General features: G+C 69.7%; 27 protein-coding genes, 1 tRNA gene, 1 other RNA gene and 1 pseudogene. 18 read left to right on the plus strand and 12 right to left on the minus strand.

Features of this window, described 5'->3' with window-relative positions; translation table 11 throughout:
* Window positions 1–63: 63 nt before the first annotated feature.
* The 13 genes from DKL51_RS15950 (at window position 64) to DKL51_RS16010 (ending at window position 11,489) form a co-directional block, all read left to right on the plus strand.
* Entirely contained in the window at window positions 64–858 is a 795-nt protein-coding gene (locus DKL51_RS15950) for a tryptophan 2,3-dioxygenase (protein ID WP_109944996.1), read from the plus strand.
* A 142-nt stretch (window positions 859–1,000) separates the two neighbouring features.
* Complete coding sequence (locus tag DKL51_RS15955) at window positions 1,001–1,519, plus strand: PadR family transcriptional regulator (protein ID WP_109944992.1); 519 nt, start codon at window positions 1,001–1,003, stop codon at window positions 1,517–1,519.
* 60 nt (window positions 1,520–1,579) lie between these two features.
* The gene (gene prfB, locus DKL51_RS15960) at window positions 1,580–2,701 is read left to right on the plus strand and encodes a peptide chain release factor 2 (protein ID WP_109965712.1); all 1,122 of its coding nucleotides are present in this window, start codon (window positions 1,580–1,582) and stop codon (window positions 2,699–2,701) included.
* Between the two features lie 118 nt (window positions 2,702–2,819).
* On the plus strand, window positions 2,820–3,500 hold the full coding sequence (gene ftsE / locus DKL51_RS15965) for a cell division ATP-binding protein FtsE (protein ID WP_091083937.1): 681 nt from the start codon (window positions 2,820–2,822) through the stop codon (window positions 3,498–3,500).
* Window positions 3,501–3,570: 70 nt separating this feature from the next.
* Window positions 3,571–4,446: a permease-like cell division protein FtsX gene (gene ftsX, locus DKL51_RS15970; RefSeq protein WP_109965711.1), complete on the plus strand. Its 876-nt coding sequence runs from the start codon at window positions 3,571–3,573 to the stop codon at window positions 4,444–4,446.
* Between the two features lie 132 nt (window positions 4,447–4,578).
* Window positions 4,579–5,058, plus strand: a complete 480-nt coding sequence (gene smpB, locus DKL51_RS15975; RefSeq protein ID WP_109944995.1) for an SsrA-binding protein SmpB — start codon at window positions 4,579–4,581, stop codon at window positions 5,056–5,058.
* Between the two features lie 105 nt (window positions 5,059–5,163).
* Window positions 5,164–5,539, plus strand: a transfer-messenger RNA (tmRNA) gene (ssrA, locus tag DKL51_RS15980).
* A 145-nt stretch (window positions 5,540–5,684) separates the two neighbouring features.
* Window positions 5,685–6,209: a PadR family transcriptional regulator gene (locus DKL51_RS15985; protein WP_109965710.1), complete on the plus strand. Its 525-nt coding sequence runs from the start codon at window positions 5,685–5,687 to the stop codon at window positions 6,207–6,209.
* The gene (locus DKL51_RS15990; protein ID WP_109965709.1) at window positions 6,206–6,886 is read left to right on the plus strand and encodes an ABC transporter ATP-binding protein; all 681 of its coding nucleotides are present in this window, start codon (window positions 6,206–6,208) and stop codon (window positions 6,884–6,886) included. The genes DKL51_RS15985 and DKL51_RS15990 overlap by 4 nt, the downstream gene beginning before the upstream one ends.
* Window positions 6,883–9,039, plus strand: coding sequence for an ABC transporter permease (locus DKL51_RS15995; protein WP_109965708.1), 2,157 nt, complete (start codon window positions 6,883–6,885; stop codon window positions 9,037–9,039). The genes DKL51_RS15990 and DKL51_RS15995 overlap by 4 nt, the downstream gene beginning before the upstream one ends.
* An 86-nt stretch (window positions 9,040–9,125) precedes the next feature.
* Entirely contained in the window at window positions 9,126–9,794 is a 669-nt protein-coding gene (locus DKL51_RS16000; RefSeq protein WP_123809725.1) for a hypothetical protein, read from the plus strand.
* Between the two features lie 125 nt (window positions 9,795–9,919).
* On the plus strand, window positions 9,920–10,390 hold the full coding sequence (locus tag DKL51_RS16005; protein WP_109965706.1) for a hypothetical protein: 471 nt from the start codon (window positions 9,920–9,922) through the stop codon (window positions 10,388–10,390).
* 91 nt (window positions 10,391–10,481) lie between these two features.
* Window positions 10,482–11,489, plus strand: coding sequence for a hypothetical protein (locus DKL51_RS16010; RefSeq protein ID WP_124812203.1), 1,008 nt, complete (start codon window positions 10,482–10,484; stop codon window positions 11,487–11,489).
* On the opposite strand, the gene mdlC is transcribed toward DKL51_RS16010, so the two are convergent.
* Both mdlC and DKL51_RS16020 read right to left on the minus strand, forming a co-directional pair.
* Window positions 11,461–13,056, minus strand: a complete 1,596-nt coding sequence (gene mdlC, locus DKL51_RS16015; protein ID WP_109944984.1) for a benzoylformate decarboxylase — start codon at window positions 13,054–13,056, stop codon at window positions 11,461–11,463. The two genes, DKL51_RS16010 and mdlC, sit on opposite strands and share 29 nt — an antisense overlap.
* Before the next feature lie 129 nt (window positions 13,057–13,185).
* Complete coding sequence (locus DKL51_RS16020; protein WP_109944983.1) at window positions 13,186–13,989, minus strand: S-methyl-5'-thioadenosine phosphorylase; 804 nt, start codon at window positions 13,987–13,989, stop codon at window positions 13,186–13,188.
* A 143-nt stretch (window positions 13,990–14,132) separates the two neighbouring features.
* On the opposite strand from DKL51_RS16020, the gene DKL51_RS16025 reads away from it, so the two are divergent.
* Both DKL51_RS16025 and DKL51_RS16030 read left to right on the plus strand, forming a co-directional pair.
* Complete coding sequence (locus tag DKL51_RS16025) at window positions 14,133–14,729, plus strand: YqgE/AlgH family protein (protein WP_423790530.1); 597 nt, start codon at window positions 14,133–14,135, stop codon at window positions 14,727–14,729.
* A gap of 89 nt (window positions 14,730–14,818) precedes the next feature.
* Window positions 14,819–14,891 (plus strand) — tRNA-Ala (locus DKL51_RS16030).
* 206 nt (window positions 14,892–15,097) lie between these two features.
* On the opposite strand, the gene msrB is transcribed toward DKL51_RS16030, so the two are convergent.
* From msrB to DKL51_RS37485, 3 genes and pseudogenes are all read right to left on the minus strand, one after another.
* Window positions 15,098–15,577: a peptide-methionine (R)-S-oxide reductase MsrB gene (msrB, locus tag DKL51_RS16035; RefSeq protein WP_109944981.1), complete on the minus strand. Its 480-nt coding sequence runs from the start codon at window positions 15,575–15,577 to the stop codon at window positions 15,098–15,100.
* 292 nt (window positions 15,578–15,869) lie between these two features.
* On the minus strand, window positions 15,870–16,376 hold the full coding sequence (locus DKL51_RS37480) for an MmyB family transcriptional regulator (RefSeq protein ID WP_423790531.1): 507 nt from the start codon (window positions 16,374–16,376) through the stop codon (window positions 15,870–15,872).
* A gap of 190 nt (window positions 16,377–16,566) precedes the next feature.
* Window positions 16,567–16,761, minus strand: a pseudogene (locus tag DKL51_RS37485) (transcriptional regulator); the annotation flags it as partial.
* A gap of 259 nt (window positions 16,762–17,020) precedes the next feature.
* Between DKL51_RS37485 and DKL51_RS16045 the strand changes: the two are divergent.
* Complete coding sequence (locus DKL51_RS16045; RefSeq protein WP_124812204.1) at window positions 17,021–18,043, plus strand: zinc-dependent alcohol dehydrogenase family protein; 1,023 nt, start codon at window positions 17,021–17,023, stop codon at window positions 18,041–18,043.
* A 54-nt stretch (window positions 18,044–18,097) separates the two neighbouring features.
* The gene (locus DKL51_RS16050) at window positions 18,098–18,505 is read left to right on the plus strand and encodes a (R)-mandelonitrile lyase (protein ID WP_109944979.1); all 408 of its coding nucleotides are present in this window, start codon (window positions 18,098–18,100) and stop codon (window positions 18,503–18,505) included.
* Between the two features lie 86 nt (window positions 18,506–18,591).
* Here DKL51_RS16050 and DKL51_RS16055 read toward each other — a convergent pair whose 3' ends face one another.
* From DKL51_RS16055 to DKL51_RS37180, 6 genes are all read right to left on the minus strand, one after another.
* Window positions 18,592–19,458 carry an aldo/keto reductase family oxidoreductase gene (locus tag DKL51_RS16055; protein WP_109944978.1) on the minus strand — a complete coding sequence of 289 codons (867 nt, stop codon included), beginning with the start codon at window positions 19,456–19,458 and terminating at the stop codon, window positions 18,592–18,594.
* Window positions 19,459–19,614: 156 nt separating this feature from the next.
* Window positions 19,615–19,926 carry a DF family (seleno)protein gene (locus tag DKL51_RS16060; protein ID WP_109944977.1) on the minus strand — a complete coding sequence of 104 codons (312 nt, stop codon included), beginning with the start codon at window positions 19,924–19,926 and terminating at the stop codon, window positions 19,615–19,617.
* A gap of 23 nt (window positions 19,927–19,949) precedes the next feature.
* Complete coding sequence (locus DKL51_RS16065; protein WP_207783854.1) at window positions 19,950–20,477, minus strand: class I SAM-dependent methyltransferase; 528 nt, start codon at window positions 20,475–20,477, stop codon at window positions 19,950–19,952.
* Window positions 20,478–20,654: 177 nt separating this feature from the next.
* Entirely contained in the window at window positions 20,655–21,005 is a 351-nt protein-coding gene (locus tag DKL51_RS16070; protein WP_109944975.1) for a DsrE/DsrF/TusD sulfur relay family protein, read from the minus strand.
* A gap of 75 nt (window positions 21,006–21,080) precedes the next feature.
* Window positions 21,081–21,473 carry a DUF2267 domain-containing protein gene (locus DKL51_RS16075; RefSeq protein ID WP_165823111.1) on the minus strand — a complete coding sequence of 131 codons (393 nt, stop codon included), beginning with the start codon at window positions 21,471–21,473 and terminating at the stop codon, window positions 21,081–21,083.
* Window positions 21,474–21,555: 82 nt separating this feature from the next.
* On the minus strand, window positions 21,556–21,804 hold the full coding sequence (locus tag DKL51_RS37180; protein ID WP_109944973.1) for a DUF2267 domain-containing protein: 249 nt from the start codon (window positions 21,802–21,804) through the stop codon (window positions 21,556–21,558).
* Window positions 21,805–22,034: 230 nt separating this feature from the next.
* On the opposite strand from DKL51_RS37180, the gene DKL51_RS34960 reads away from it, so the two are divergent.
* Window positions 22,035–22,307 carry an adenylate cyclase gene (locus tag DKL51_RS34960; protein WP_185734815.1) on the plus strand — a complete coding sequence of 91 codons (273 nt, stop codon included), beginning with the start codon at window positions 22,035–22,037 and terminating at the stop codon, window positions 22,305–22,307.
* 81 nt (window positions 22,308–22,388) lie between these two features.
* On the opposite strand, the gene DKL51_RS16090 is transcribed toward DKL51_RS34960, so the two are convergent.
* Window positions 22,389–23,579 (minus strand): DUF4153 domain-containing protein (locus DKL51_RS16090; protein WP_148097800.1); only part of this gene is annotated, 1,191 nt, incomplete at its 5' end.

Here is a 23,579-nt window from a genome sequence, read left to right on the forward strand (position 1 = left end):
GACCGGGCCCTCGCGGGGCGGCGCGGCCGGGCGGCCGGCGGTAGCGTGACCAGCGTGACCGAGGTGACCCCTGGGCACGATGCCCGGTTCGGTGAGCAGGGTGGCCAGCTCACCTACAGCGACTACCTGCGGCTGGCCGACCTGCTGGCCGCGCAGGTGCCGGAGTCCGATCCGGCCTCCCACGACGAGCTGCTCTTCATCACCATCCACCAGGTCTACGAGCTCTGGTTCAAGCTGCTGCTCTCCGAGCTGACCGACGCCCGGGACCGGATGCTGGCGGGGGAGACCTACCTGCCCCGGGTGCGCCTGGAGCGTTGCCACGTGGTGGAGCGGGTGCTGGTCGGCCAGGTCGACGTGATCGACACCATGACCCCCCAGGATTTCCTGGTCTTCCGCACCAAACTCGCCCCCGCCTCGGGCTTCCAGTCGGTCCAGTTCCGGGAGATCGAGTTCCTCTCCGGCCTGAAGGACCCGGACTTCCTGCGCCGCTTCCGGGGCCTGACCGGACCGGAACGGGAGCGGCTGGAGCGCCGGCTGGTCGAGCCGAGCATCTGGGACGGTTTCCTCGCCGTGCTCGGCCGCGCCGGCTTCGACGTGGGCGACGCGGAGGCCCGCTTCGGGGCGTACCAGGAAATCGCCGCGGACCGGGAGCGGTACGGCCCGCTCTGGGACCTCGCCGAGGCGCTGGTCGGCCATGACCAGGCATTTTCCCTCTGGCGGGCGCGGCACGTGCTGATGGCGGAACGGCAGATCGGCACCAAACCGGGCACCGGCGGCTCGGCCGGCGGGGCCTACCTGCGGTCCCGGGTGGAGACCCGGTTCTACCCGGAGCTGTGGGAGCTGCGTAGCCGGCTCTGAGCCCCCAAACCGCCGTCCGGTGGATGGGACTGGTGGTCCTCGGAGCACTGTCGTCGGCCGACAGTGCACATTGGAAGTCCTCTCGGGTGGCGAAAACGGCAAATCCTGGACGTCGGGTCGGCAAAGTGGCAGCTTAGAGGGCATGGCGGAATCCGGAGTGAACCCCACGGCGGCGGCCCTGCTCGGCTTGCTGCACGAGGGTCCGATGACAGGCGGCCAGCTGATGGCCGCCGCTGAGCGGCGGCTGTCGCCGTACTGGTCAATGACCCGTAGCCAGGTCTACCGGGAGCTCCCGGTGCTGGCGGAGAAGGGGCTGGTGCGGCTCGGCAAGCCTGGACCGCGGATGAGTCAGCCCTACGCGATCACGGCAGCCGGAAAACGGACATTTTCCCGCTGGCTGGCGGAGAGCCCCGGGCGGGACACCATCCGCAACCCGGTGGCGCTGCGCGTCGCCTTCGGCAACCTGCACTCCCCGACGCAGCTCAAGAACCTGCACGCCGCGGCGAACGAGTACCACAGCGAGGCCCTGGCGGCGGTGCGGGAGCAGGTGAAGAACGCCAAGAAGGAGGGCGAGGCGTACGACGCCAGCGCGCTGGAGTTCGCCGTCGCCTACCACAAGGCCGCCCTCTCCTGGCTGAAGAGCGTCCAGGTCGGTGGCTGACCGGGTTCCTCGGCCAGGTGACCTGAGCAGCCGGCGAAACGCCAAGTACGCTTGTCTGTCGTGACCGCTGCCGATTACGCCGAACAGCTCAAGGAACTCGACGCCACCCTGCGCAACATCGAGGCCGTGCTCGACCTTGACAAGCTGCACGAGCAGAAGGCCCGGCTGGAGCAGCAAGCCTCCGCGCCGGACCTCTGGGACGACCAGGCCAAGGCGCAGCAGGTGACCTCGCAGCTGTCATACGTCAACGGCGAGATCAGCAAGCTCGGCAGCCTCCGTTCCCGGCTCGACGACGCCGGGGTCCTGCTCGAGCTGGCCGAGGCGGAGTCCGACCCGGGGGTGCTCGGCGAGGTCGAGTCGGAGATCGCCGGGCTGACCAAGGCCATCGAGGAGATGGAGGTCCGCACCCTGCTCTCCGGCGAGTACGACTCGCGGGAGGCGCTGGTCGCCATCCGGGCCGGCGCGGGCGGCGTGGACGCGGCGGACTTCGCCGAGATGCTGCTCCGGATGTACCTGCGCTGGGCCGAGCGGCACGGCTACCCGACCGAGGTCTACGAGACCTCGTACGCCGAGGAGGCGGGCCTGAAGTCCGCCACCTTCACCGTCAAGGTCCCGTACGCCTACGGCACGCTGAGCGTCGAGTCGGGCACCCACCGCCTGGTGCGGATCAGCCCGTTCGACAACCAGGGGCGGCGGCAGACCAGCTTCGCCGGCGTCGAGGTGCTGCCGGTCGTCGAGCAGACCGACCACATCGAGATCCCCGAGAACGAGATGCGGATCGACGTCTACCGCTCCTCGGGCCCGGGTGGGCAGAGCGTCAACACCACCGACTCGGCGGTGCGGATCACCCACATCCCGACCGGCATCGTGGTCACCTGCCAGAACGAGAAGTCCCAGCTGCAGAACAAGGCGTCCGCGCTGCGGGTGCTCCAGGCCCGGCTGCTGGAGCGCAAGCGCCAGGAGGAGCAGGCCAAGCTCCAGGGCCTCAAGACCGAGGCCGCCGGCTCGTGGGGCGACCAGATGCGCTCGTACGTCCTGCACCCGTATCAGATGGTGAAGGATCTGCGCACCGAGCAGGAGACGGGCAACCCGTCGGCGGTCTTCGACGGTGACCTGGACGGCTTCATCGAGGCTGGCATCCGGTGGCGCAAGCAGCAGCAGCAGACCGCTGACAGTGCGTGACGGATCTCGGACGCAGCGCGTCATCGATCTCTGTCTGACCGGCTGAATCGATGACGCGCCTCGCATCGGCGGGGCGGGGGGCTTGGCTCTCCCGTTACACCGCGTAGACTCTCGACCCGTGATTCAGCTTGAGCAAGTGACGAAGACGTACCCGAAGGCGTCCCGGCCTTCGCTCGACAACGTGTCCGTCTCGATCGAGAAGGGCGAGTTCGTCTTCTTCATCGGTCCATCCGGCTCCGGCAAGTCCACGATCATCAAGATGCTGCTGCACGAGGTGAGCCCCAACAAGGGGCGGGTCGTCGTGAACGGCAAGGACGTCACGTCGATGCGGTCCTGGAAGCGACCCCACTTCCGCCGCTCAATCGGCTGTGTCTTCCAGGACTTCCGGCTGCTGCCCAACCGCACCGCCTACGAGAACGTGGCGTTCGCCCTCGAGGTGATCGGCAAGACCAAGGCGGTCGCCCGTCGGGTCGTGCCGGAAGTGCTGGAGCTGGTCGGGCTCGGTGGGAAGGAACACCGCTACCCCCACGAGCTCTCCGGTGGTGAGCAGCAGCGGGTCGCCGTCGCCCGGGCGTTCGTCAACCGCCCGCTGATCCTGCTGGCGGACGAGCCGACCGGAAACCTCGATCCCGACACCTCGATCGAGATCATGCGCCTGCTGGACCGGATCAACCGCACCGGCACGACCGTCGTGATGGTCACGCACGACTCCAACATCGTGAACCAGATGCGCCGCCGCGTCATCGAGATCGAGAGCGGCCGCATCGTGCGCGACCAGGCCCGCGGCGTCTACGGCTGAGCCGACGCTCCACCCCTGCCGTAGACCCTAACGACGAACACCTCACGCCGGAGAGCCGGAGGAATTCCCGATGCGGATGAAATACGTCCTGTCCGAGGTACTGGTCGGACTGTGGCGCAACGTCACCATGACCATCGCGATGATCATCACGATGGCGGTGTCGCTGACCATGCTTGGCGCCAGCGGTCTGATGTACCGCCAGGTCGACGACATGAAGGACCTCTACTACAAGAACATCGAGGTCTCGATCTTCCTGAAGACCGACGTCAGCCAGCCGCAGATTGATGCGCTGAAGACCAAGCTGGCTGGCGACCCGCTGGTCAAGGAGACCGTCTACGTCGACAAGCAGGAGGCGTACAAGCGGTTCCAGGAGATGTTCCAGGACGCCCCCGACCTGATCAGCGCCGTCAAGGCGGACAGCCTGCCGCCGTCGTTCCGGCTGAAGCTGGTCAACCCGGAGCAGTACAAGGACATCTACAACCAGTACAAGGGCGCCGAGGGAGTCGACGAGATCGTCGACCAGAGCAAGCTGCTGGACAAGATCTTCGACATCCTCAGCTCGATCCAGAACATCGCCCTCGCCGCCGCGGCCGTCATGGCGATCGCCGCCCTGCTGCTGGTCGCCAACACCATCCAGGTGGCCGCCTACAGCAAGCGGCGTGAGGTCGCCGTCATGAAGCTGGTCGGTGCGTCCAACTGGTTCATTCAGGCGCCATTCGTGCTGGAGGCCGTGGTCGCCGGTCTGATCGGCTCACTGCTCGGCCTGGTCGCCCTGATCGCGGCCAAGTACCTGCTCTTCGACGGCTCGCTGAAGGCGCTGCAGGGCCTGCTCTCCCCGATCAGCTGGGGCGACATCATGTTCATGTTCCCGCTCATGGCCGGCGTCGGCGGCGTGATCAGCGCCGTCACCGCCTGGGTCACGCTCCGCTTCTACCTGCGGGTCTAGTCACCCCCGCGGCTCTCCGAGGGCCCTCCCGCGCCGGAATAAACGACGCGGGAGGGCCCTTGTTATTCGGGTAGCATGATCTCCGCCCTGTGGCCGGTGGCCGCGGGACCGATCGGGAAGGGGGTGGCGCCGATGCCACGGGAAAAGGGTCGCAAGGTGGTCGCCTCCAACAAGAAGGCTCGTCACGACTACGCCATCCTCGACACGTACGAGGCGGGCATGGCGCTGACCGGCACCGAGGTCAAGTCGCTCCGAGCCGGGCGGGCGTCGCTGGTCGACGCGTTCGCCCAGGAGCGCGACGGCGAGCTCTACCTGCACGGCATGCACATCCCGGAGTACACCCAGGGCACCTGGACCAACCATGAGCCCCGGCGTACCCGGAAGCTGCTGCTCAAGCGGCTGGAGATCGACCGGCTGATCGGCAAGACCCGGGAGAGCGGGCTGACAATGGTCCCGCTGCAGGTCTACTTCTCCGACGGTTGGGCCAAGGTGGAGATCGGCCTGGCCAAGGGTAAGAAGTCGTACGACAAGCGGCAGGACCTCGCCAAGCGGGACGCCGAGCGGGAGATCGCCCGCGTGGCCGGTCGGCGCGGCAAGGGCATGGACGACTGATTCGTGCCCGTCTGACCGGTTCCATGATCCGGCCGGGGCTCGGGATGAATCCGGTTGCGGCAGGCGTTAGGCTTGGTAGTGCTGCCGACAGGGGCAGCCCTTCGAGGGGGTGACAGGTTTCGACTTCGTACGTTGAGGCAGGGGAAGCGAGCCGAGGAAGCCGACGTCGTCTCGAGAATCGTTCGTCGGAAACCAATAAGCGCCAAGAACAATCGCGCTGACTTCGCTCTCGCCGCCTGAGGCGAGTAGTGAGTCTGTCGGCCTGGGAGCGCCTTCGACCCAGTTAGCCGGCATCAGCTAGAAGGCTGGCCAACCGGACCCGGTCGCGGGGTCCGTGCGGCGAGATCAATCAGCGACTGGGCCCGTCACACCGACTCGCTCGCGTGATCGGTGGGGCCGAGTAGAGGCACAGCGAGCTGCGCTCGGAGAAGCCCTGGCAAACCGGCGAAGGACCCGGGTTCGATTCCCGGCACCTCCACAGTTCAGGTCCCGAGAGTGTCTTCCGACACTCTCGGGACCTTTTCGTATGCACCCTCGGCCAATGGACCGCCGGTAGCGGCTGCGCGCGAACGGCGAATCCATCGAGGGTATATACGCGAGGTATACCCTCGGTGTAGTCTCCCGACATGAGTGTTCCCCTCACCCTTCTCGGGCTGCTCGAACGGGAGCCCAGCCACGGATACGACCTGAAGCGCGACTACGACGCCTATTTCGGGCGCGGCAAGCCGCTGCCGTTCGGCCAGGTCTACTCGACCCTCAGCCGGCTGGCCCGGGACGGCAAGGTGGTGATCAGCGAGGTCGGCCCCGGTGCCGGGCCCGACCGGAAGCGGTACATCATCACCGATCTCGGAGCGACCGAGGTCGACCAGTGGCTGATCCAGCCGGTCGAGCCGGAGCCGCATCTGCAGACCGTGCTCTTCGCCAAGGTTGTGCTCTCGCTGATGCTGGACCGTCCCGCCAGCGACTACCTCGACACCCAGCGCAGTTCGCATCTCCAGCGCATGCGCGAGCTCACCGAGATCAAGCGGGCCGGCAGCCTCGTCGACGCGCTGCTCGCCGACCACGGCCTGTACCACCTGGAGGCGGACCTCCGGTGGATCGAGATGACCGGCGCCCGGCTGGACGCCCTGAGGAAAACGGTGCGGCCATGACCGTCATGATCGAAGCACGCAACGCGATGTTCTCGTTCGGCAGGACCCCTGCCCTGCGGGGCGCAAGCATCGCCGTGGACGCCGGCGAGATCCTCGCCGTCATGGGCCCCAGTGGTTCGGGCAAGTCGACGCTGCTGCACTGCCTGGCCGGCATCCTGGTACCCGACTCCGGCGAGATCCTGTTCGACGGGGCCCGGGTCGACTCCATGACCGAGACCGAGCGCAGCAGTCTGCGCCGGGACCGCTTCGGGTTCGTGTTCCAGTTCGGCCAGCTCGTCCCCGAGCTCACCGCGGCGGAGAACGTCGCCCTGCCACTGCTGCTCAGCGGGGTCCGCCGGACGGAAGCGCTGCGCAAGGCGTACGGCTGGTTCGAGCGGCTCGGCCTGGACGGCATGGAGCAGCGCCGGTCGGGAGAGCTGTCCGGAGGGCAGGCGCAGCGGGTCGCGCTCGCCCGCGGCCTGGTTGCCGGGCCGGAGGTCCTCTTCGCCGACGAGCCGACCGGTGCGCTCGACTCGCTCACCGGCGAGCACGTCATGGAGCTGTTGGTCACCGCGGCCCGCGAGCAGGGCACAACGGTCATCCTGGTCACCCACGAGCCTCGGGTCGCCGCGTACGCCGACCGCGAGGTCATCGTCCGCGACGGGCGCGTGAACGCACCGGAGAGGATCGCGCCATGATCGGCTTCGGGTTACGCCTCGCGGTGGCCGGCGGCCGGGAGGCGCTCACCCGTCTCGTCATCATCGCCGCCGCCGTCGCGGTGGGCGCCGGCCTGCTGCTGGCCACCCTCGCCGGGGTCAACGCCGTCAACGCGCAGCTCACCCGATACGCGTCGTTGTATCCCCACGCGTCGACGGGCGGCAACGCGGATCCACTGTGGTGGTCGACGCGGGAAGACTACTTCCACGGCAAGCAGATCATCCGCATCGACGTCGCCGCGACCGGACCGAACGCGCCCACCCCGATTGGCATTCCGACCACGCCGGGCCCAGGGGAGTACTACGCCTCGCCGTCGTTGCAGAAGCTGCTGGCCGCCAACCCGGCCGACCAGCTCGGCGACCGCTACCCCGGACATGACCTCGGCACGATCGGCCCGGCGGCGCTGGCGTCGCCGGACGCCCTGCTCGTCATCGTCGGCGGTACCACCGACGAGATCGCCAAGCTACCCCGCGCCAAGCAGCTCACCAGCGTCGGCGACAACACTCCCGGGCTCCCGGAGACCACGGTGGACCTCATCATGGGCGTGATAGCCGGCGGGCTGCTGTTCCCCGTACTGATCTTCATCGGCACCGCCACCCGGCTCAACGCCGCCCGCCGGGAGCAACGGTTCGCCGCGATGCGCCTGGTCGGCGCGACGCCGAAGCAGATCTCGATGGTCGCCGCGGTCGAGGCGGCCGCCGCGGCCGTCGCCGGGACCGCCCTCGGCTTCATCCTGTTCTTCGCGTTCCGCGGCTCGCTCGCGCAGATCCCGTTCACGGGCATGCGGTTCTTCACCAGCGACATGTCGCTGGGCGTGCTGGACGTCCTGCTCGTCGCGCTCGGCGTCCCGGCCGGTGCGGCGGTGGCGGCGCAGATCTCGCTGCGCCGCGTCCGGATTTCCCCGCTCGGCGTCACCCGGCGGGTCACCCCACGCCCTCCGCGCGCGTACCGGGTGATCCCGCTCGTGCTCGGCGTCGCCGTGCTGGCGTTCGCCATCGGTCACCGGCCCGAGACATCGGACGGCCAGACCGCGGTGTTCCTGCCCGGGCTCCTGCTGATCATGGCCGGCCTGGTCCTCGCCGGCCCGTGGCTGACGATGGTCGGCGCCCGGGTGATGGCGCGGCGCGCGAGCCGGCCCGCCACCCTCATCGCCGCGCGCCGGCTCGCCGACAACCCGAAGGCCGGCTTCCGGGCGATCAGCGGGATCATGCTCGCGCTCTTCGTCACGAGCGTGGCGGTCGGCGTGATCACCACGATCGTCGCCAACCGCGGCCCGGCGCCGATCGGATCGACCGGCGCCGGCACGATGTCCACCGTGTTCACCGAGAACCCGCCGTCGGTGCCCGACACGGTGCTGACCGACCTGCGCGCGATCCCCGGCGTGCGCAGCGCGACGGTGGTCCGCGAGAACCCGGTCCGCGGCAGCGATGGGTGGGTGGTCGCGTGCACCGATCTCCCGGCGGCGTACGGCCGGTGCGCCGACGGCGCCACCGTTGCCGAGGTGCCGATGAGCCTCATGCCCTTCGAGCAACCGGCATCGTCCACGAGGGTCTGGCCCGCCGCATCCGTCACGGTCGGCGACCTCCAGCGGTTGCCGGTGGCGTCGATCGTCGTCGGAACCGACGCTTCGGTCGCCGCGCTGGAACGCGCGCGCACCGTCCTCGAGGTTGCCTACCCGACGGAATTCTGGGTCGCCCCGAACGTGCCCGGCGACTTCGAGTCGGACTTCGCCAACACGCTGCGCGGCTGGAAACAACTGGCCAACGTCATCATCATCGCCAGCCTCGCGCTCGCCGGCTGCAGCCTCGCGGTCACCGTGGTCGGCGGTCTCACCGAGCGCAGGCGCCCATTCAGCCTGCTCCGGCTCAGCGGCGCGTCGCTGCACGTCCTGCGCCGCGTGGTCGCGCTCGAGAGCGCCGTACCGATGCTCGCGGTCGCCGTGGTCGCGATCGGCATGGGCCTCCTCGCCGCGCAACTGTTCCTCAAGGCGCAGATGGGCTACACGCTCACCGCTCCCGGAGTGGGGTTCTACGCGATCGTCGTCATCGGGCTGGCGGCCTGCCTCGGCATCATCGCCTCCACCCTGCCGTTGCTGGAACGCATCACCGGGCCGGAGACCGCGCGGAGCGAATGATGTCCTTCCTCGAGACTGTGCGCCCCGGTCCAGTGGACCGGGGCGCACAGTCGTCTCCGTTGCCGGCGCGCTCTAGGCTGCCGGCTGTGACGAACGAGAGGCTCCGGCTGTCGGTGGGCGCACCGGCCGGCCAACGTGCCATGGCGGCGGTCGTCGGCGGGCTGTTCACCGCCGTCGGGGCGGTCTTCGTGCTGCTGCCCGTGCTCGCCGAGGGCCTGCTGCGTCGGATCACCGGGTTCGGCGACCCGTTGCCCTCGTACGAGGACGCGCGGGACCTGCCGCCCGGCATGCTGCCACCGGACCTGGCCGACACCTCGTCGTCCGGTGCCGGGCCGACGCCGGGCCGCCTCGTCGGCCTGTGCGGGATCCCGTTCGTGCTCCTCGGCCTGTACCTGGTGCTGCGGGTGCTGCGGACGGCCGTCTGGTTGGCGGGCACCCGGGCGTCCGTGCGGGGGGCGCTGGCCACCCGCACCGTCGACCTGGCCACCGCCGAGGTCACCGCCGGCGCGCTCGCGCGGCGGGTCGGCGACGAGACGGTGGTACGGGTGCCGACCCTCGTCGCCCGCGACCCGGACACCGGCCGCCGCATCACCATCCCCCTGCAGGGCATGGGTCTCGCCACGCTCCCGCCGCACGAGCTGCGGGCGCTCGCCGACGCGATGACCGGCGGCCGTTCCACCGACGGCAGGAACGGGGACATCCACGTCCTCGCCGGTCAGCTCCGCACGATGGCGGCGAACCCGCTGAGCCTGTAGCGCCTGCTGAGGCTCCTGCGACCAGTGGGGCCGATGTGCCGGATGAGGCGGGTCCGGCCCCTGGACAGGGTCTTTCCCTGGGTTCACGATCGCGGTACGCGGTAGCGCAGCAGCGGGAGGTGCCCATGGTCACCGGTCCGATCCAGCAGCCGTCCACCGTCTTCACGGCGGGGCGACCGCCCCTCGCGCGCCAGCACCGGCCGACCTTCCTCGGCGACGTGCACGCCCTCGCCCGGGCGCTCGCCGCGCCGATGGAGGAGCCGCGCTGGCGGGAGCGGGTGATGATCCAGCTCGGTCCGGTCGGGCAGGGCTTCGCCGAGCACGTCCGGGTCACCGAGGGACCCAGCGGCCTCTACGCCGAACTGCTCGACCAGGCCCCGCGCCTCGACCGGGGGCTGCAACTGCTCACCCGGGAGCATGCCCTCATCGCCGGGGCGATCCTCGCCCTTCAGCACGCCGCCGAGCTGCCCGCCGTACCCGCCGAGGAGCTGTGCGGGCGGGCCGTCGACCTGCTGGGGGCGCTCTCCCGGCACCGGCAGCGCGGCGCCGACCTGCTCTGGGAGGCGTACCAGGCGGATCTGGGCGGGGAGACCTGAGCGCGGGTCCGCGCCTCGCCCGAACAGGACGGCGGGACTCGTGCTGGCTGGCGGAGGGGAACCGGTGGTGCGCGGGCGGCGTCGAACAGGCATGCGTCGCACCATCGCCCTGCTGGGCCTGCCGCTCCTGATGGCGGTCGGCTGCGCGCCGGCCGACTCCGCCCCGGCCGGGCCGTCCAGCGGCAGCCCCGACCAGCGGCGGGAGGCGTTCGACCAGCGGGCCGCCGAGGTCGCCGCCCGCTGGCGTCCCGGCCCGGCCTGGACCACCGGGTACGTGCCCCTTCAGGAGGGCACGGTGCTGACCGGTGACCCGGGCTTCACCCCCGACACCGAGACGGCGTTCCGGGCCGGCTGGTACCGGGACCAGATCCCACTGCCGGCCGCGAAGCCGGGCGACGGGAGCATTCAGTTCCCCGACGGCACGCTGCGGGTGCCGCTGGTCAGCGCCGCCGAAGCGTACGCGCAGCTCGATCAGGGGGACCCGCCGCCGTGTGACGGGCGGCCGAAGGAGCCCGGGTCGACCGGTGGACCGGGCCGGCCCAAGGACGGCGGCCCGACCATCGAACCGGGGCCGGACGGTCCGGTGAGCAGCCCGGTGCAGACCGCCTGCATCCCTCTCACGGTCATCGCGGTGAAACTGGGGACCGCGTCGGTGCGCACCAGCCGCGGCGTCGCCGAGGTGCCGGCCTGGCTGTTCACCGTGGACGAGCTGAAGACGCCGGTGGCCCGGGTCGCCGTCGCGCCGAGCGCCGTCGCGGCCGTACCTCCGGGGGATGGACCGACCGGGCCGGTGCCGGACGGCGTGGTCGGCGCGGAGAGCCTCGACGCGGCGGACGGGACCCGACTGGACTACCGGCTCGCGGTGGGTGCCTGCGACACCGCCATCACGCCCCGGGTGCTGGAGCGGGACGACGTGGTGGTGGTCGGCGGCAGCGTCACCCGCTCCACCGGGGTCTGCACCCTGCAACTGGTGCTCAAGCCCGTGACCGTCACCCTCAAGGCGCCGCTGGGCACCAGACCCGTGCTGAACGTGTCGTCCGGTGCCCCGCTCACCTGCACCGCGGCGCGGCTCACAGGATCCGCGGTACCTCGGTGCTGATCGGGACCGGCAGCACGGTGGGCCGGTCGGCCGCGAGGGCGGCGTCGAGGGCGTCGCCGAGCCGGTCGAGCGGGTCGACCAGGGTGGACGCGCAGCCGTAGCCGTGCGCCACCGCGCTGACGTCCAGCCCCGGCAGGTCCAGCGCCGGCACCCCGGGCGTGTGCTTCAGCTCGGCGAACGCCTTGAGGATCGCGTACTGATGGTTGACCGGCACCAGCACCGGCAGCGGCAGTTGCAGCCGGGCGGCGGTCCAGAGCGCCTGCACCGAGTAGTGGAACGAGCCGTCGCCGATCACCGCCACCACCGGCCGGCCGCGCCCGGTGTCCCGTTCGGCGAGCGCGATCCCCACCGCCGCCGGCAGGCCGAAGCCGAGACCACCGCTGGCCATGGTGAAGTACGAGCCGGGCCGGGTGATCCGTAGCCGGCGGCGCAGCGCCGCCAGGTTGGACGGGGACTCCTGCACCAGCACGCCGTCCGCCGGCCAGTGCCGGGCCAGCGCGGCGAAGAGCGCGTCCGCGCTCGGCGGGTTGGTGACCTCGGGCGGCGCCAGGTCCGGGCGCGCGGACGGCGCCGGCCGGTCCGCTGGTGGAACCAGGTCCAGCAGGGCTGCCAGGGTCAACCCGGCGTCGCCGAGCACGCTCTCCCCGACCGGGGCCCGGGCCGACTCGTCCGGGTCGTCGGTGACGTGCAGCAGCCGCGCGTCCGCCGGCAGGTAGTCGCCGGGAACGTGCGGGTAGTAACGGAACACCGGGCCGCCGACGACCAGCACCGTGTCGTGCCCGCGCAGCGTCTCCGCGAGCGGACCGATCGCGTACGGCAGCACGCCGCGGAAGTGCGGGTGGTCCTCGGGAAAGACGGCCCGCTCGGGTGCCGGGGTGCACCAGACCGGGGCGGCCAGCCGCTCGGCCAGCGCGACGGCCGCCGACCAGGCGTTGGCCCGGTCCACCGCCGCGCCGAGCACCAGTGCCGGGGAGCGGCTGCCAGCCAGCACGGCGGCGAACTCGCGCAGCCGCTCCGGATCCGGGGCGAACCGGGTGGCGACGCTCCGCACCTGCGGCGGCGGGTCGGCCGGCCGGTCCCAGTCGTCCATCGGCAGCGAGAGGAAGACCGGCCCGGCGGGTGGCTGCACCGCCGTCGCGTACGCCCGCATCAGGGCCGCCGGGATGTCCTGCGCGCGGACCGGCTCGTAGCTCCACTTCACGTACGGCTGGGTGAGCTCCGCCGCCCGGAGGCTGGCCAGCCGGGGCTCGATCAGCAGCATCTCCCGGTTCTGCTGGCCGGCCGTGACGATCAGCGGGGTCTTGTTGTGCCAGGCGGTGACCAAGTTGCCCATGCCGTTGCCGGTGCCCGGGGCCGTGTGCAGGTTGACGTGGCCGGGGCGTCCGGTGGCCTGGGCGTACCCGTCGGCCATCGCCATCGCCGCCGCCTCCTGCAGCGCGTGCACGTACCGGAAGTCGGCCGGGAAGCCCTGGAGGAACGGTTCCTCGGTCGAGCCCGGATTGCCGAAGATGGTGGTCAGGCCCAGGTCGCGGAGGAGGTCGTACGTGGTGTCGCGGACCGTTGCCATCGCCGGCTGCCTCCGTCTGCTGCGCTGCGCCGGAGAGGGCTCGGTGATCAGTCTCCCGGCCCCACCGAATCTATCGGGGCAGCCCAGGCTTTCCGGGCGCTTTGCCGCGCTGGACGGGGCGGCAGCCGGTCAGGGCAGCGGGAAGGGGAGTTGGATCCCGTCCAGCGCATGGCCGCACGGGCAGTCCCGCTCGGCCGGCAGCGCGGCAACGGCGTCCAGCAGCACGCCGCGCAGCCGGTCGGTGTTCTCCGCGAAGACCCGGAACACTTCCTCCTGGGTGACCGACTCTCCGCTCTCCACCCCCGCGTCCAGGTCGGTGACGAGCGCGATCGAGGTGTAGCAGAGGGCCAGCTCCCGGGCCAGCACCGCCTCCGGGTGGCCGGTCATGTTGACCACCGCGCCGCCGATCGAGGTGAACCAGCGGGATTCGGCCCGGGTGGAGAAGCGCGGGCCCTCGACCACCACCACCGTTCCGCCGTCGACCGCCGGCACGTCCCGGCCCGCTGCGGCGCCCAGCATCGTCCGGCGGCCCACCGGGCAGTACGGGTCGGCGAAGGAGACGTGCACCGCCCCGCGGTCGTAGTAGGTCTGGGCGCGGCCGCTGGTCCGGTCGATGAGCTGGTCCGGCACCACGAACGTGCCCGGGCCCAGCTCCGGCCGGAGGCCGCCGACCGCGCAGGGGGCGATCACCTGGCGTACGCCGAGGGAGCGCAGCGCCCAGAGATTGGCCCGGTACGGGATCAGGTGCGGCGGGTACCGGTGGTCACGACCGTGGCGGGGCAGGAACGCGACCCGGCGCCCGGCCACCTCGGCGATGGTCACCGCGTCCGACGGCGCCCCGTACGGCGTCTCCACCACGTGTTCGGTGGCACCGTCGAGCAGGGCGTAGAGCCCGGACCCGCCGATCACCGCGAGCTCCGCCGTCGGACCCATCGACCCTCCCTCGAACCTGCTCGATCATCCGCCCGGTCAGACCTTAGCCACCGCGCGGACCGCAGGCTATGGTGCCAGGCATGGCGTTGACAGCGCGGATGGTCCACGGCGTCGGTGTCGCCGAACTGGCGTACGGCTGACGGATGTCGGACATGCAGGAGGGACAGGCGATCGGTGGTCGGGCCATGGAGTCGATGACCGGGCGGCTGCTGGTCGCGACTCCGGCGCTCAAGGACCCGAACTTCGACCGTACGGTGGTGATGCTGGTCGCCCACGAGCCCGGCGGCGCGCTGGGCGTGGTGCTCAACCGGGCCACCGAGGTGCCGGTCGCCGACGTGCTGGGGGACTGGAGCGACCTCGCCCGCCACCCGGCGGTGCTCTTCGAGGGCGGTCCCGTGCAGCCCGACTCGGCCATCTGCCTGGCCCGGATGCGTCACCCGATTAAGCCGGTGAAGGGCTTCCACCGGGTCTCCGGGGCGGTTGGCACCATCGACCTCTCCGTAAACCCGGAGCGGCTGCGGGACGCCATCGGCAGCATCCGGGTCTTCGCCGGCTACTCCGGCTGGGGCGCCGGCCAGTTGGAGCAGGAGATCGAGGAAGGATCCTGGTTCGTCCTGGACGCGCTGCCCGGTGACGCCTTCGTCGACCGGCCGGACGACCTCTGGCCGATGGTGCTGCGCCGCCAGGGCGGCATGATGGCGGCGGTGGCCCACTTCCCCCCGGACGTGGCCCTGAACTGAGCCGCCGGCGGGGGACCCCCGCGATATGACCATGCCGGCCGCCGTGTGTATAGTTCTCTGCGTGCCCGGGCGACCGGGGACGACAGCAAGGGGCCGTGGCGCAGCTGGTAGCGCACCACACTGGCAGTGTGGGGGTCAGGGGTTCGAGTCCCCTCGGCTCCACCCTTCATGACCAGGGCGTTCGTCGGAATGGCGGACGCCCTTCGTCGTTAGGGATGGAAGTAGCCACTCTTCGCATTGCAGCCCAAGCACCTCGCTCTGGCGCAATCCGAGCCCGATGATCCACCGGGCTCCCATCCGGTCCGCTCCCAGCCGCGATGAGGCATCAACCGGAGTACGACAGCCAGCCGCCGGCCAGGATCGCCTTGTCAGTCGTGTCGGTCATCGCTTCGCTCCCCGTCTGGGTGCTCAAACAACCTGCGGTACTCGCCGTAGCCTTCACGCTCGAGGTCGTCGCGCCGAATGAACCGAAGTGCGGCCGAGTTCATGCAGTAGCGCAAGCCGCCAGTTTCTGCGGGACCATCGTCAAACACATGGCCAAGGTGACTGTCGCCGTGCGCCGAACGGACCTCGATGCCGGACATGCCGAGGCTCGAGTCTCCCACTTGGACAACGTTCTTCGGCTCGATGGGCTTTGTAAAAGTCGGCCAGCCGGTACCGCTGTCATACTTGTCGACAGAAGCGAATATGGGTTCACCGGATACGAGGTCGACGTAGATGCCTGGCTCCTTGTTGCCCCAATAGGCGTTGTCGAAGGCTGGCTCTGTCCCACCTTCTTGGGTGACTCTGTATTGCTCGGGTGACAGCTGAGAAATTGCCGCGGGGTCTTTGCGATACTCGTGTGACACCGTTGTTCCTCTCGGACTGGTCGTCGGCAAGAAAGGCCGGATTCAACGGGGCCTTCACACACGGACGAATGCGTACCCCGCCTGTAGCTGCCTAACCACGATCTGAGATAAGGCTGCCTTGCCGGCAGCCGGCGTCCGGGGCGGTGAAGCTCCACCCTTCAACGATCAGGGCGTTCGTAACGAATGACGGACGCCCTTCGTCGGCGGGCATGGAAGTAGCCAAGCTCACTTGCCCTCGCCCCACAGCGCGTTCTTGACCGCCCCGGCGGCCTGCACGCCGCTCCTTTACTGATCACTCGGTGAGAACTGTTTGTGCGTCGGCGTCCGTTTCGTGTGAGGCGGCCCAGGAGGCGAGCAGGCGTAGCGCGTCCTCGGATGGGGAGCCGGGCTCGGCGGTGTAGATGGTGAGGGTGAGGCCGGGTTCTGCGGCCATCTCCAACCCTTCGTAGGCGAGGGTCAGGTCGCCGACGATGTGATGGCGGAAGTTCTTGGCGCCGGTGCCGTGGTGCCGGACGTTGTGGGCGCCCCATCGTCTGCGGAACTCGTTGCTGCGGGTGGAGAGTTCACCCACGAGGTCGTGGAGATCCTTGTCGTGCGGATCGCGGCCGGCTTCGGTACGGAGGATGGCGACGCAGACGTCGGCGGCGAGGTCCCATTCCGGGTAGAAGCGGTGCGCCTTCTCGTCGAGGAAGGTGAACCGGGCGATGTTGGCCGGGCGCTGGGGGTCGGTGTACACGTCGGCGTAGAACGCTCGGGCGAGCCGGTTCGCGGCGAGCAGGTCCATGCGGCCGTTGCGCACGAAAGGCGGGACCCTGGGTGACCGCATCGAGGGTCCATTGCAGGCTAGGGCGCACCGACCACTGTTTGGCGGTGCGGCGCCGGGGCCGCATGAGGGCGGTGCTGCCGTCCGCCGCCCGGGCGAGGTCGAACAGGTGCGCCCGTTCCGCGTCATCGAGCTGGAGCGCCCGGGCGATGGCGTTCAGCACGGACGGTGACACGCCGGCCAGAGCGCCTCGTTCGAGTTTCGAGTAGTACTCGATGCTCACGCCGGCGAGTGCCGCGACTTCGCTGCGGCGTAGTCCCGGGACCCGCCGGTTGGCGCCGGCGGGCAGGCCCGCCTGTTCCGGGCTGATCTTGGCGCGCCGCGAGACGAGGAACTCGCGGACCTCGGTGCGGTTGTCCACCTCTCGACCGTACGTGTCGCGGCTTCTCCGAGGGGTGCCCTGTCAGTACACCTTTCAGCGGAAACTCCCTGAACGAGCTCTGCCGGGGTTTGCTGGATGGCGTTGAACACCGCCGCCGGCCGCCGCCCCCCGTGCGGTGACTGGCATCGTGCTCGGCCGTTTGCTTCCCGGATGGCCGCGATTCCGCGCCCTACTCGGGTATGCGGGACGGGTAGCCGCCGCGTCACGGCCGGGACTTTGAATCGGAAGGAAGAACCTCATGCGTGGTGCTGTCCTCTACGCCCCCGGCGACGTCCGGGTGGAGGAGCGCGAAGATCCTCGGATCCTCCTCCCGACCGACGCGATCATTCACTTGTCCGCCACCTGCGTCTGCGGTTCGGACCTGTGGCCGTACCGGGGCGTCGAAGCAATCAAGAGGCCGGCCCCGATGGGCCATGAGTATGTCGGCGTCGTCCAGGAGGTTGGCAGCGAGGTTAAGAACATCAAGCCGGGCCAGTTCGTGATCGGCTCGTTCTTCGCCTCCGACAACACATGCGAGATCTGCCAGGCTGGCTACCAGTCCTCGTGCATCCACCGGGAACCCGTCGGCGGGCTCGGCGCCCAGGCCGAGTACCTGCGCATCCCGTTGGCCGACGGCACCCTGGTCGCCACGCCCGACACTCCCTCCGACGACCTGATCCCGAGCTTCCTCGCCGCCTCCGACGTGCTGGGCACCGGCTGGTTCGGCGCCGTGGCGGCCGAGGTCGGGCCGGGAAAGACCGTCGCGGTCGTCGGTGACGGTGCGGTCGGGCTGCTCGCCGTGCTGGCCGCCAAGCAGCTCGGCGCAGAACGCATCATCGCCATGAGCCGGCACGAGCCCCGTCAGAAGCTGGCGGCCCACTACGGTGCGACCGACATCGTCACCGAGCGGGGCGATGAGGGCGTCGCGCGCATCAAGGAGCTGACGAACGGGCTAGGCGCGCACTCGGTCATCGAGGCGGTCGGCACCCAGGAGTCGATGATGCAGTCCATCCGCTCCACCCGTCCGGGCGGTCACGTCGGCTACGTCGGCGTTGCCCACGGGGTCGAACTGCCCGGCGAGGAGCTGTTCTTCTCCCACGTCCACCTGCACGGCGGCCCGGCACCGGTGCGCCGTCTCCTGCCCGAGCTGATCGACCTGATCTGGAACCGGCAGATCGACCCTGGCAAGGTCTTCGACCTCACCCTCCCCCTTGAGCAGGCCGCCGAGGGGTACCAGGCCATGGACGAACGCCGCGCCATCAAGGTCCTCCTCAATCCCTGAGGAACGGCGGACCTCCGAGACCGTCGATCCCGACCCGCGACATAGGAGACCCACATGGAACTGCGACCCGTCAGCCCGACCGCGAAAGGCCCCGCGCAGACCTTCACTGGCGACGTCTACGTCACCCACATCTACCAGGGGCAGGAGCCCTCGCGGATGGTCGTCGCCCTCGTCCGCTTCAGCCCCGGCGCCCGTACCAACTGGCACTCCCACGCCGTCGGTCAGACCCTCCACGTCACCGATGGCGTCGGCCTGGTGGGAACGCGCGATGGATCGGTCGTGCGCGTGCGCCCCGGCGACACCGTCGTCTGCCCGCCCGGGGAGGAACACTGGCACGGCGCCGCCGCCGACACCTTCATGAGCCATTTCGCCATGCTGGAGAACCTTCCCGACGGCGGCGACCCCACCACCTGGCTGGAACCGGTCGCAGACGAGCAGTACCGAAGCGCGAACCAGCAATGACCACGCGCAAGGCGACTCCTGCCCGCCCATCTGCCTCAGGTCGCCCAGGCCGATGAACCCGATCGCGGGTCGGCCGCTGGCCGTGCTCAGGACGCGATGGCGTTCAGCTCGGTCAGCGCGTCCTCGGGAAGGTTCAGCGCAGCAGCGGAGACGTTCTCCCGCAGATGCGCGACGGATGAGGTGCCGGGGATGAGCAGGATGTTCGGGGAGCGCTGAAGCAGCCACGCCAGTGCGACGGCCATCGGTGTGGTGTCGAGACGGGTCGCGACGGCGTTGAGTTCCGCGGACTGCAGTGGCGAGAAGCCGCCGAGGGGGAAGTAGGGCACGTAGGCGATGCGCTGCGCGGCGAGGGAGTCGATCAGGTGGTCGTCGTCCCGATTTGCGATGTTGTAGAAGTTCTGCACGCACACGACCGGGGCGATGGACTGCGCCTCGGCGATCTGGTCGGCGTTGACGGTGCTGAGACCGAGATGCCTGATCAGTCCCTCCTGTTGCAACTGCGCGAGCACGGTGAACGGCTCGGCGATTGAGCCGGGAGTGGGTCTGTCGAACCCGCCGACGCGCAGGTTGACGACGTCGAGCACGTCGAGTCCGAGCCGCTCCAAGTTGTCGTGCACGGCTTGACGCAACTGGTCGGGAGCCAACGCCGGCAGCCAGTTCCCCTCCGCGTCGCGCACCGATCCGACCTTCGTCACGATGCACAGGTCATCGGGGTACGGGTGTAGAGCCTCCCTGATGAGCTGGTTGGTGACGTAGGGGCCGTAGAAGTCGGCGGTGTCGATGTGGTTGATGTTCAGGCGCACGGTCTCGCGGAGCACGGCCACGGCAGCGTCGCGGTCGGCCGGTGGGCCGAAGACGTGCGGGCCGGCCAACTGCATCGCGCCGTACCCCATGCGGGTGACCGTCAGATCCCCCATCGTGAACGTCCCGCCAGGAAATATGGTCGATGACACGAGAAATTCCTTCCGTCGCAAGTCCGCGAGCTTCCCGGCGACGCGGCCACCAAACCGCGGCGTCGTCAGCAGGTGATGACTTCACTCTCCGCCACGCGGCGCGTAACAGGCTGAGCCCTGACGATCCTGGGAGTGGCAGGGACAGGCAAGCCCACGTTATGCGCCCGCTTGGCGCAGCGCGTTCACGATCCACTCGTCCGGGGGAGTGCCGCGGAGCCCGTCGTCTGTTGCGTACACGCGGCACATCAGCCCGTAGGCGCTCCGGCTGGCCGCATCCGGGTCGACGTCGACGCCGTTGACGCGCACCGTGGGCGAGCCGAGGAAGCGCTCTACCCGGGCTTCCGCCTCCGACTCGATGCGACGGTGGGTGATCGCTTCCTCGATACCGACAGCAGCGAGAAGCGACCGTATCCGTCCCTCCAGGCCCTCATGGTTAGGGCAGCCGTCGAAGTACAGAATTTCGATCATTGGCCCTAACCTCGTGTCGGGAGTCAGTCTGTCGGAGCGGCGAGGAGCAGCCATGTAAAGGGCTGAATTACCTCGCCTGGTGTCCGGTGATCCTCACGCTGGGCGCGCACAACGGTGAAACGGGGGAACTGCTCAGCCAGTTGCTGTGGGGAGTAGCGGGCGACCGGTAGGCCGGAACAGCTGGTGGGGCCGTCGGCGGCGAAGGTCGCGATGATGACGTAGCCGTCCGGATCGAGCGCCGCACGAAGGATGTCAAGGTAGCGGGCCCGGTCTTCGGCGGTGGTGAGGAAGTGGAAGACAGCCCGGTCGTGCCAGATCTTGTACCGGCGTTCCGGCTTCCACGTCAGCAGGTCCGCGACGATCCAGGCGACCTTGCTGGCGTTCTTGCCAAGCCTTTGTTGTGCGACGTGCAGGGCGGGTGCCGAGATGTCGAGGACGGACACGTCGCGGAACCCACGCTCCAGCAGGTGGTCGACGAGCACGGAGGCGCCGGCGCCGACGTCGAGGATCGCGTCGTCTGCGCCGGCATTCGCAGCCGTGAGCAGCTCCAACGACAGTGTGGGCTGGGGTTGGAACCAGCTGACCTCGGTAGTCCGCTTCTGCTCGTAGATGCTGGTCCAGTGCTCCCCAGTCACAGTCGTTCCTTCCCGGTAGCTCGCCCGCGACTGCGGTGGATCAGACGCTACCGAGGGGTTGGCATGACGCGATGACGGCAGTCACGTCCGTCGTCAGAAGGTGAGGACCCGGTCGGCTTCGACCGTCCAAGCGGCAAGTTCATCCATCGAGGAGCGGGGAGCTTCGGGGATGAGATGCTCCTTGGTCAGGCCGCGGGCGTCCATGCACGTCCCGCAGCAGGCGATCGCGCCGCCGTGGCGGGCGAAGGTCTTCAGCATGCGGTCAAGGGTGTAATAGCCGTCCGGGGTCTTCTGCCCGGCTACGGCACAGGTGACTGCGTCGCCCATGAGGAACACGCGCGGCTCGGTGTCGTTTCGCTTGGCCAGCGCCACGGCGAGCCGTATCGCGTTGAAGGTCTCGTCGGAGCCATAGGCCGGACCGTTGATGATGAGCAGCACCTTCATGCCGTCAGTAAACGTCGCAGCTACTTGATCGAGTAGGGCGAAAGGCCCCTGATGCCGGCCTCTCGCTGGTGGTCGTCACGCCCCGACTTGGCGGCTCACCGGATAGAGCAGCTGCTGGATGTCCTTTGGCAGCTCGGACGCCATGTCCTTGAACTCTTCCGCGCTCACCGCATCGCGCAAGGTCGTCAGTACGGCGCGGATGCCCTCAGCGGCCCGCTGGCGATCCACTCCCGCGCGCGCCCGTACCTCATTCAGGAACTCGGCCAGGTCGAGCCGCTCGCCGAAATCCACGTCCTTGTGCATGTGCTCTCGCAGCTCCTCCGGAAGCTGCGCGGCCAGATCGTCGGCCTCGCCTCCGCTGATCCGTTCCGTCAATGTCGTGAGCGTGGCTCGGACGATGTTGTCCGCCTCCGGCGGTGGCAGTCCCGCTCGCTTCGCCACCGCCTCCCGGAACTCGGCGTAGTTCACCGCAGGTTCTCCTTCCGGACCATGTGGGGTACGTCGTGGCGCCCCCGGCCGACCGTGTCTGGTTCCGTTCGGTCTCGTGCCGCTACCCCCGGCCGGGGTTGCGCGCTGACGCGCTGGATGAACTCCGTCGGCCCGAACGGCTCTGCGCCCCCCTGGGCCTGACACAGGTCGTCCCCAGCTCTGCGGGAAGTTGCTCGCCAAGGTCCTTCGCCTCGCCTGCGGTGAGTCGTTCGGCCAACGTCTGCAGGGTTGTGCGGGTGAGGACCTCAAACTGCGCCTGCGGGATACCGGAGCGCCTGGCGACCGAGTCGACGAACTCGGAACGGTTCATCTGCTGCTCCTCCCGATTCGGCGACGAGCGGCTCTTACCCAAGGACTGCCTGGCAAAACGGCGTTTACTGGAGGTGCCGCAGTCGGGGGGAGACCTCCCAAAGCCAGCAGGCAGGGCTCAAAACGGTCATAAGCTCGAAAGTGATCGGGGCCCTGATTCGGCGGCTCCTCGCGAAGGCGACGGTCCGCATGGCTTACTCGGGGCGTTCCCACAGGAGAGGAATGCTCTGCGTGAGCGGCGCCGCGCTCGCGGTCGGACTTGCGGCGTCCGGCGGTGCGGCATTCGCCGCCAACCCCCCAGGCACGGGGCAGCCGTTCCAGGAGTGCGGCGAGGAAGGCGCCAAGATGACGCCGGGCAATTCGGCCAGCACTCCCGGCTCCCCGTTTAACCCGGACGGTGTCGCCGGGACGGTCTACGCGGGTGAGCAGCCACAGAACTCGAGAAACCCCCACTCTGTGTCGCAGTACGACGTCGCCTGCTTCCAAGTGACCCAGAACCACTGAACCCCCTGGTAGCCCGCTGAGCCGGCCGACCACACTGGTCGAGCCGCGCGGCCCGTCACGGCCGCGCGGCTCGACCTGGCGTCACCGGGTCTGGCGGCTCTTGGGCAGGTCGAACTGGTCGGCCGCCTCGCAGTCGTCCGGCCCGCCGATCGCGTCCTCACCGAGCCGGTCGAGCGTCTGGCGCGCCCGGTACCGGCCGAGGTTCCACGCGTACCAGGGGTCGGGCAGGCTGAGGTCGGCGTCGATCCAGCTCAGCGTGCAGCGACGCACCGGGTCGGGAAGCTTGGCCAGGGCGGGCGTCGCGTCGGCGGAAAGCGCCCGCAGGTACCAGGCATCGATCTTGCCGGTCTGCTTGTACCGGGCGATGTTGCGCTGAGCGGCGTAGTCCTCCGGGTTGAGCACGGCGAGGCTGAGCAGCATCACCACGGCCAGCCCGACCGTCGCGCCGGGGATCCAGCGCCCCCGCCACCGGATGCCCGCCACCAGGATCATCACGAAGACCGTGCCGAGCAGCAGCTCGAAGGCCATCACGAAGATCCGCTCCCCGGTGAAGCTGTAGACCTTCTGGTACGTGTACATCCGCGACAGCGCCGACACCACGATCACCACGCTGAGCGCGCTGAGCAGGCCGAGCAGGACCCGCAGCAGGGTGCGCTCGGTCTTCCGTTCGCGGCTGGCCCAGCGGCTCACCCCACCGAGCACCGCCAGGGTCAGCAGCGTGACGAAGAGGAGCTGCCAGAAGCCGCTGCGCGCGTACTGGGCGTAGCTGAGGCCGGCGGTCTTCAGCACGTGCCGCTGGCCGCCGAAGAGCACGGTGAACTGCACCGCGACGAAGCCGGCGAAGAGCGCCGCCAGTGCCCCGATGGGCGGGGCCCATTCGACCAGGCCGAGGCTGCGCCGGCTCCGGCGGTCCACTGTGGACAGATCCGGCGGGGCGGCCAGGGTGTAGACGGCGGCGACCGCGATCAGCGCGCCCACCGCCGCCAGGAAGATCCCGCGGAACACCGTACCGCCGCCAATCTCCGGCACGATCGCGCTGAGGACCTGGGAGAAGGCCGCGTCGGCCGAGGAGAGGAGGGCGCCGAAGACCAGGAGTACCACCACGGTGGCGATCACCGAGCCGGTGACCCGCCGGACCATCCCCGCGTCGGGGGATGCGTCGACGTGCCGGCGTACCCAGGGCAGGCCGCGGAACGCCGCGAAGGGCGCCGCCACCAGACTGAACAGGATCGACCGGACCAGCCGACCGCCGACGATGGCCAACGCCGCGCA

Origin of the sequence: Micromonospora globispora (genome assembly GCF_003857015.1) — a bacterium.
Classification (GTDB): domain Bacteria; phylum Actinomycetota; class Actinomycetes; order Mycobacteriales; family Micromonosporaceae; genus Micromonospora; species Micromonospora globispora.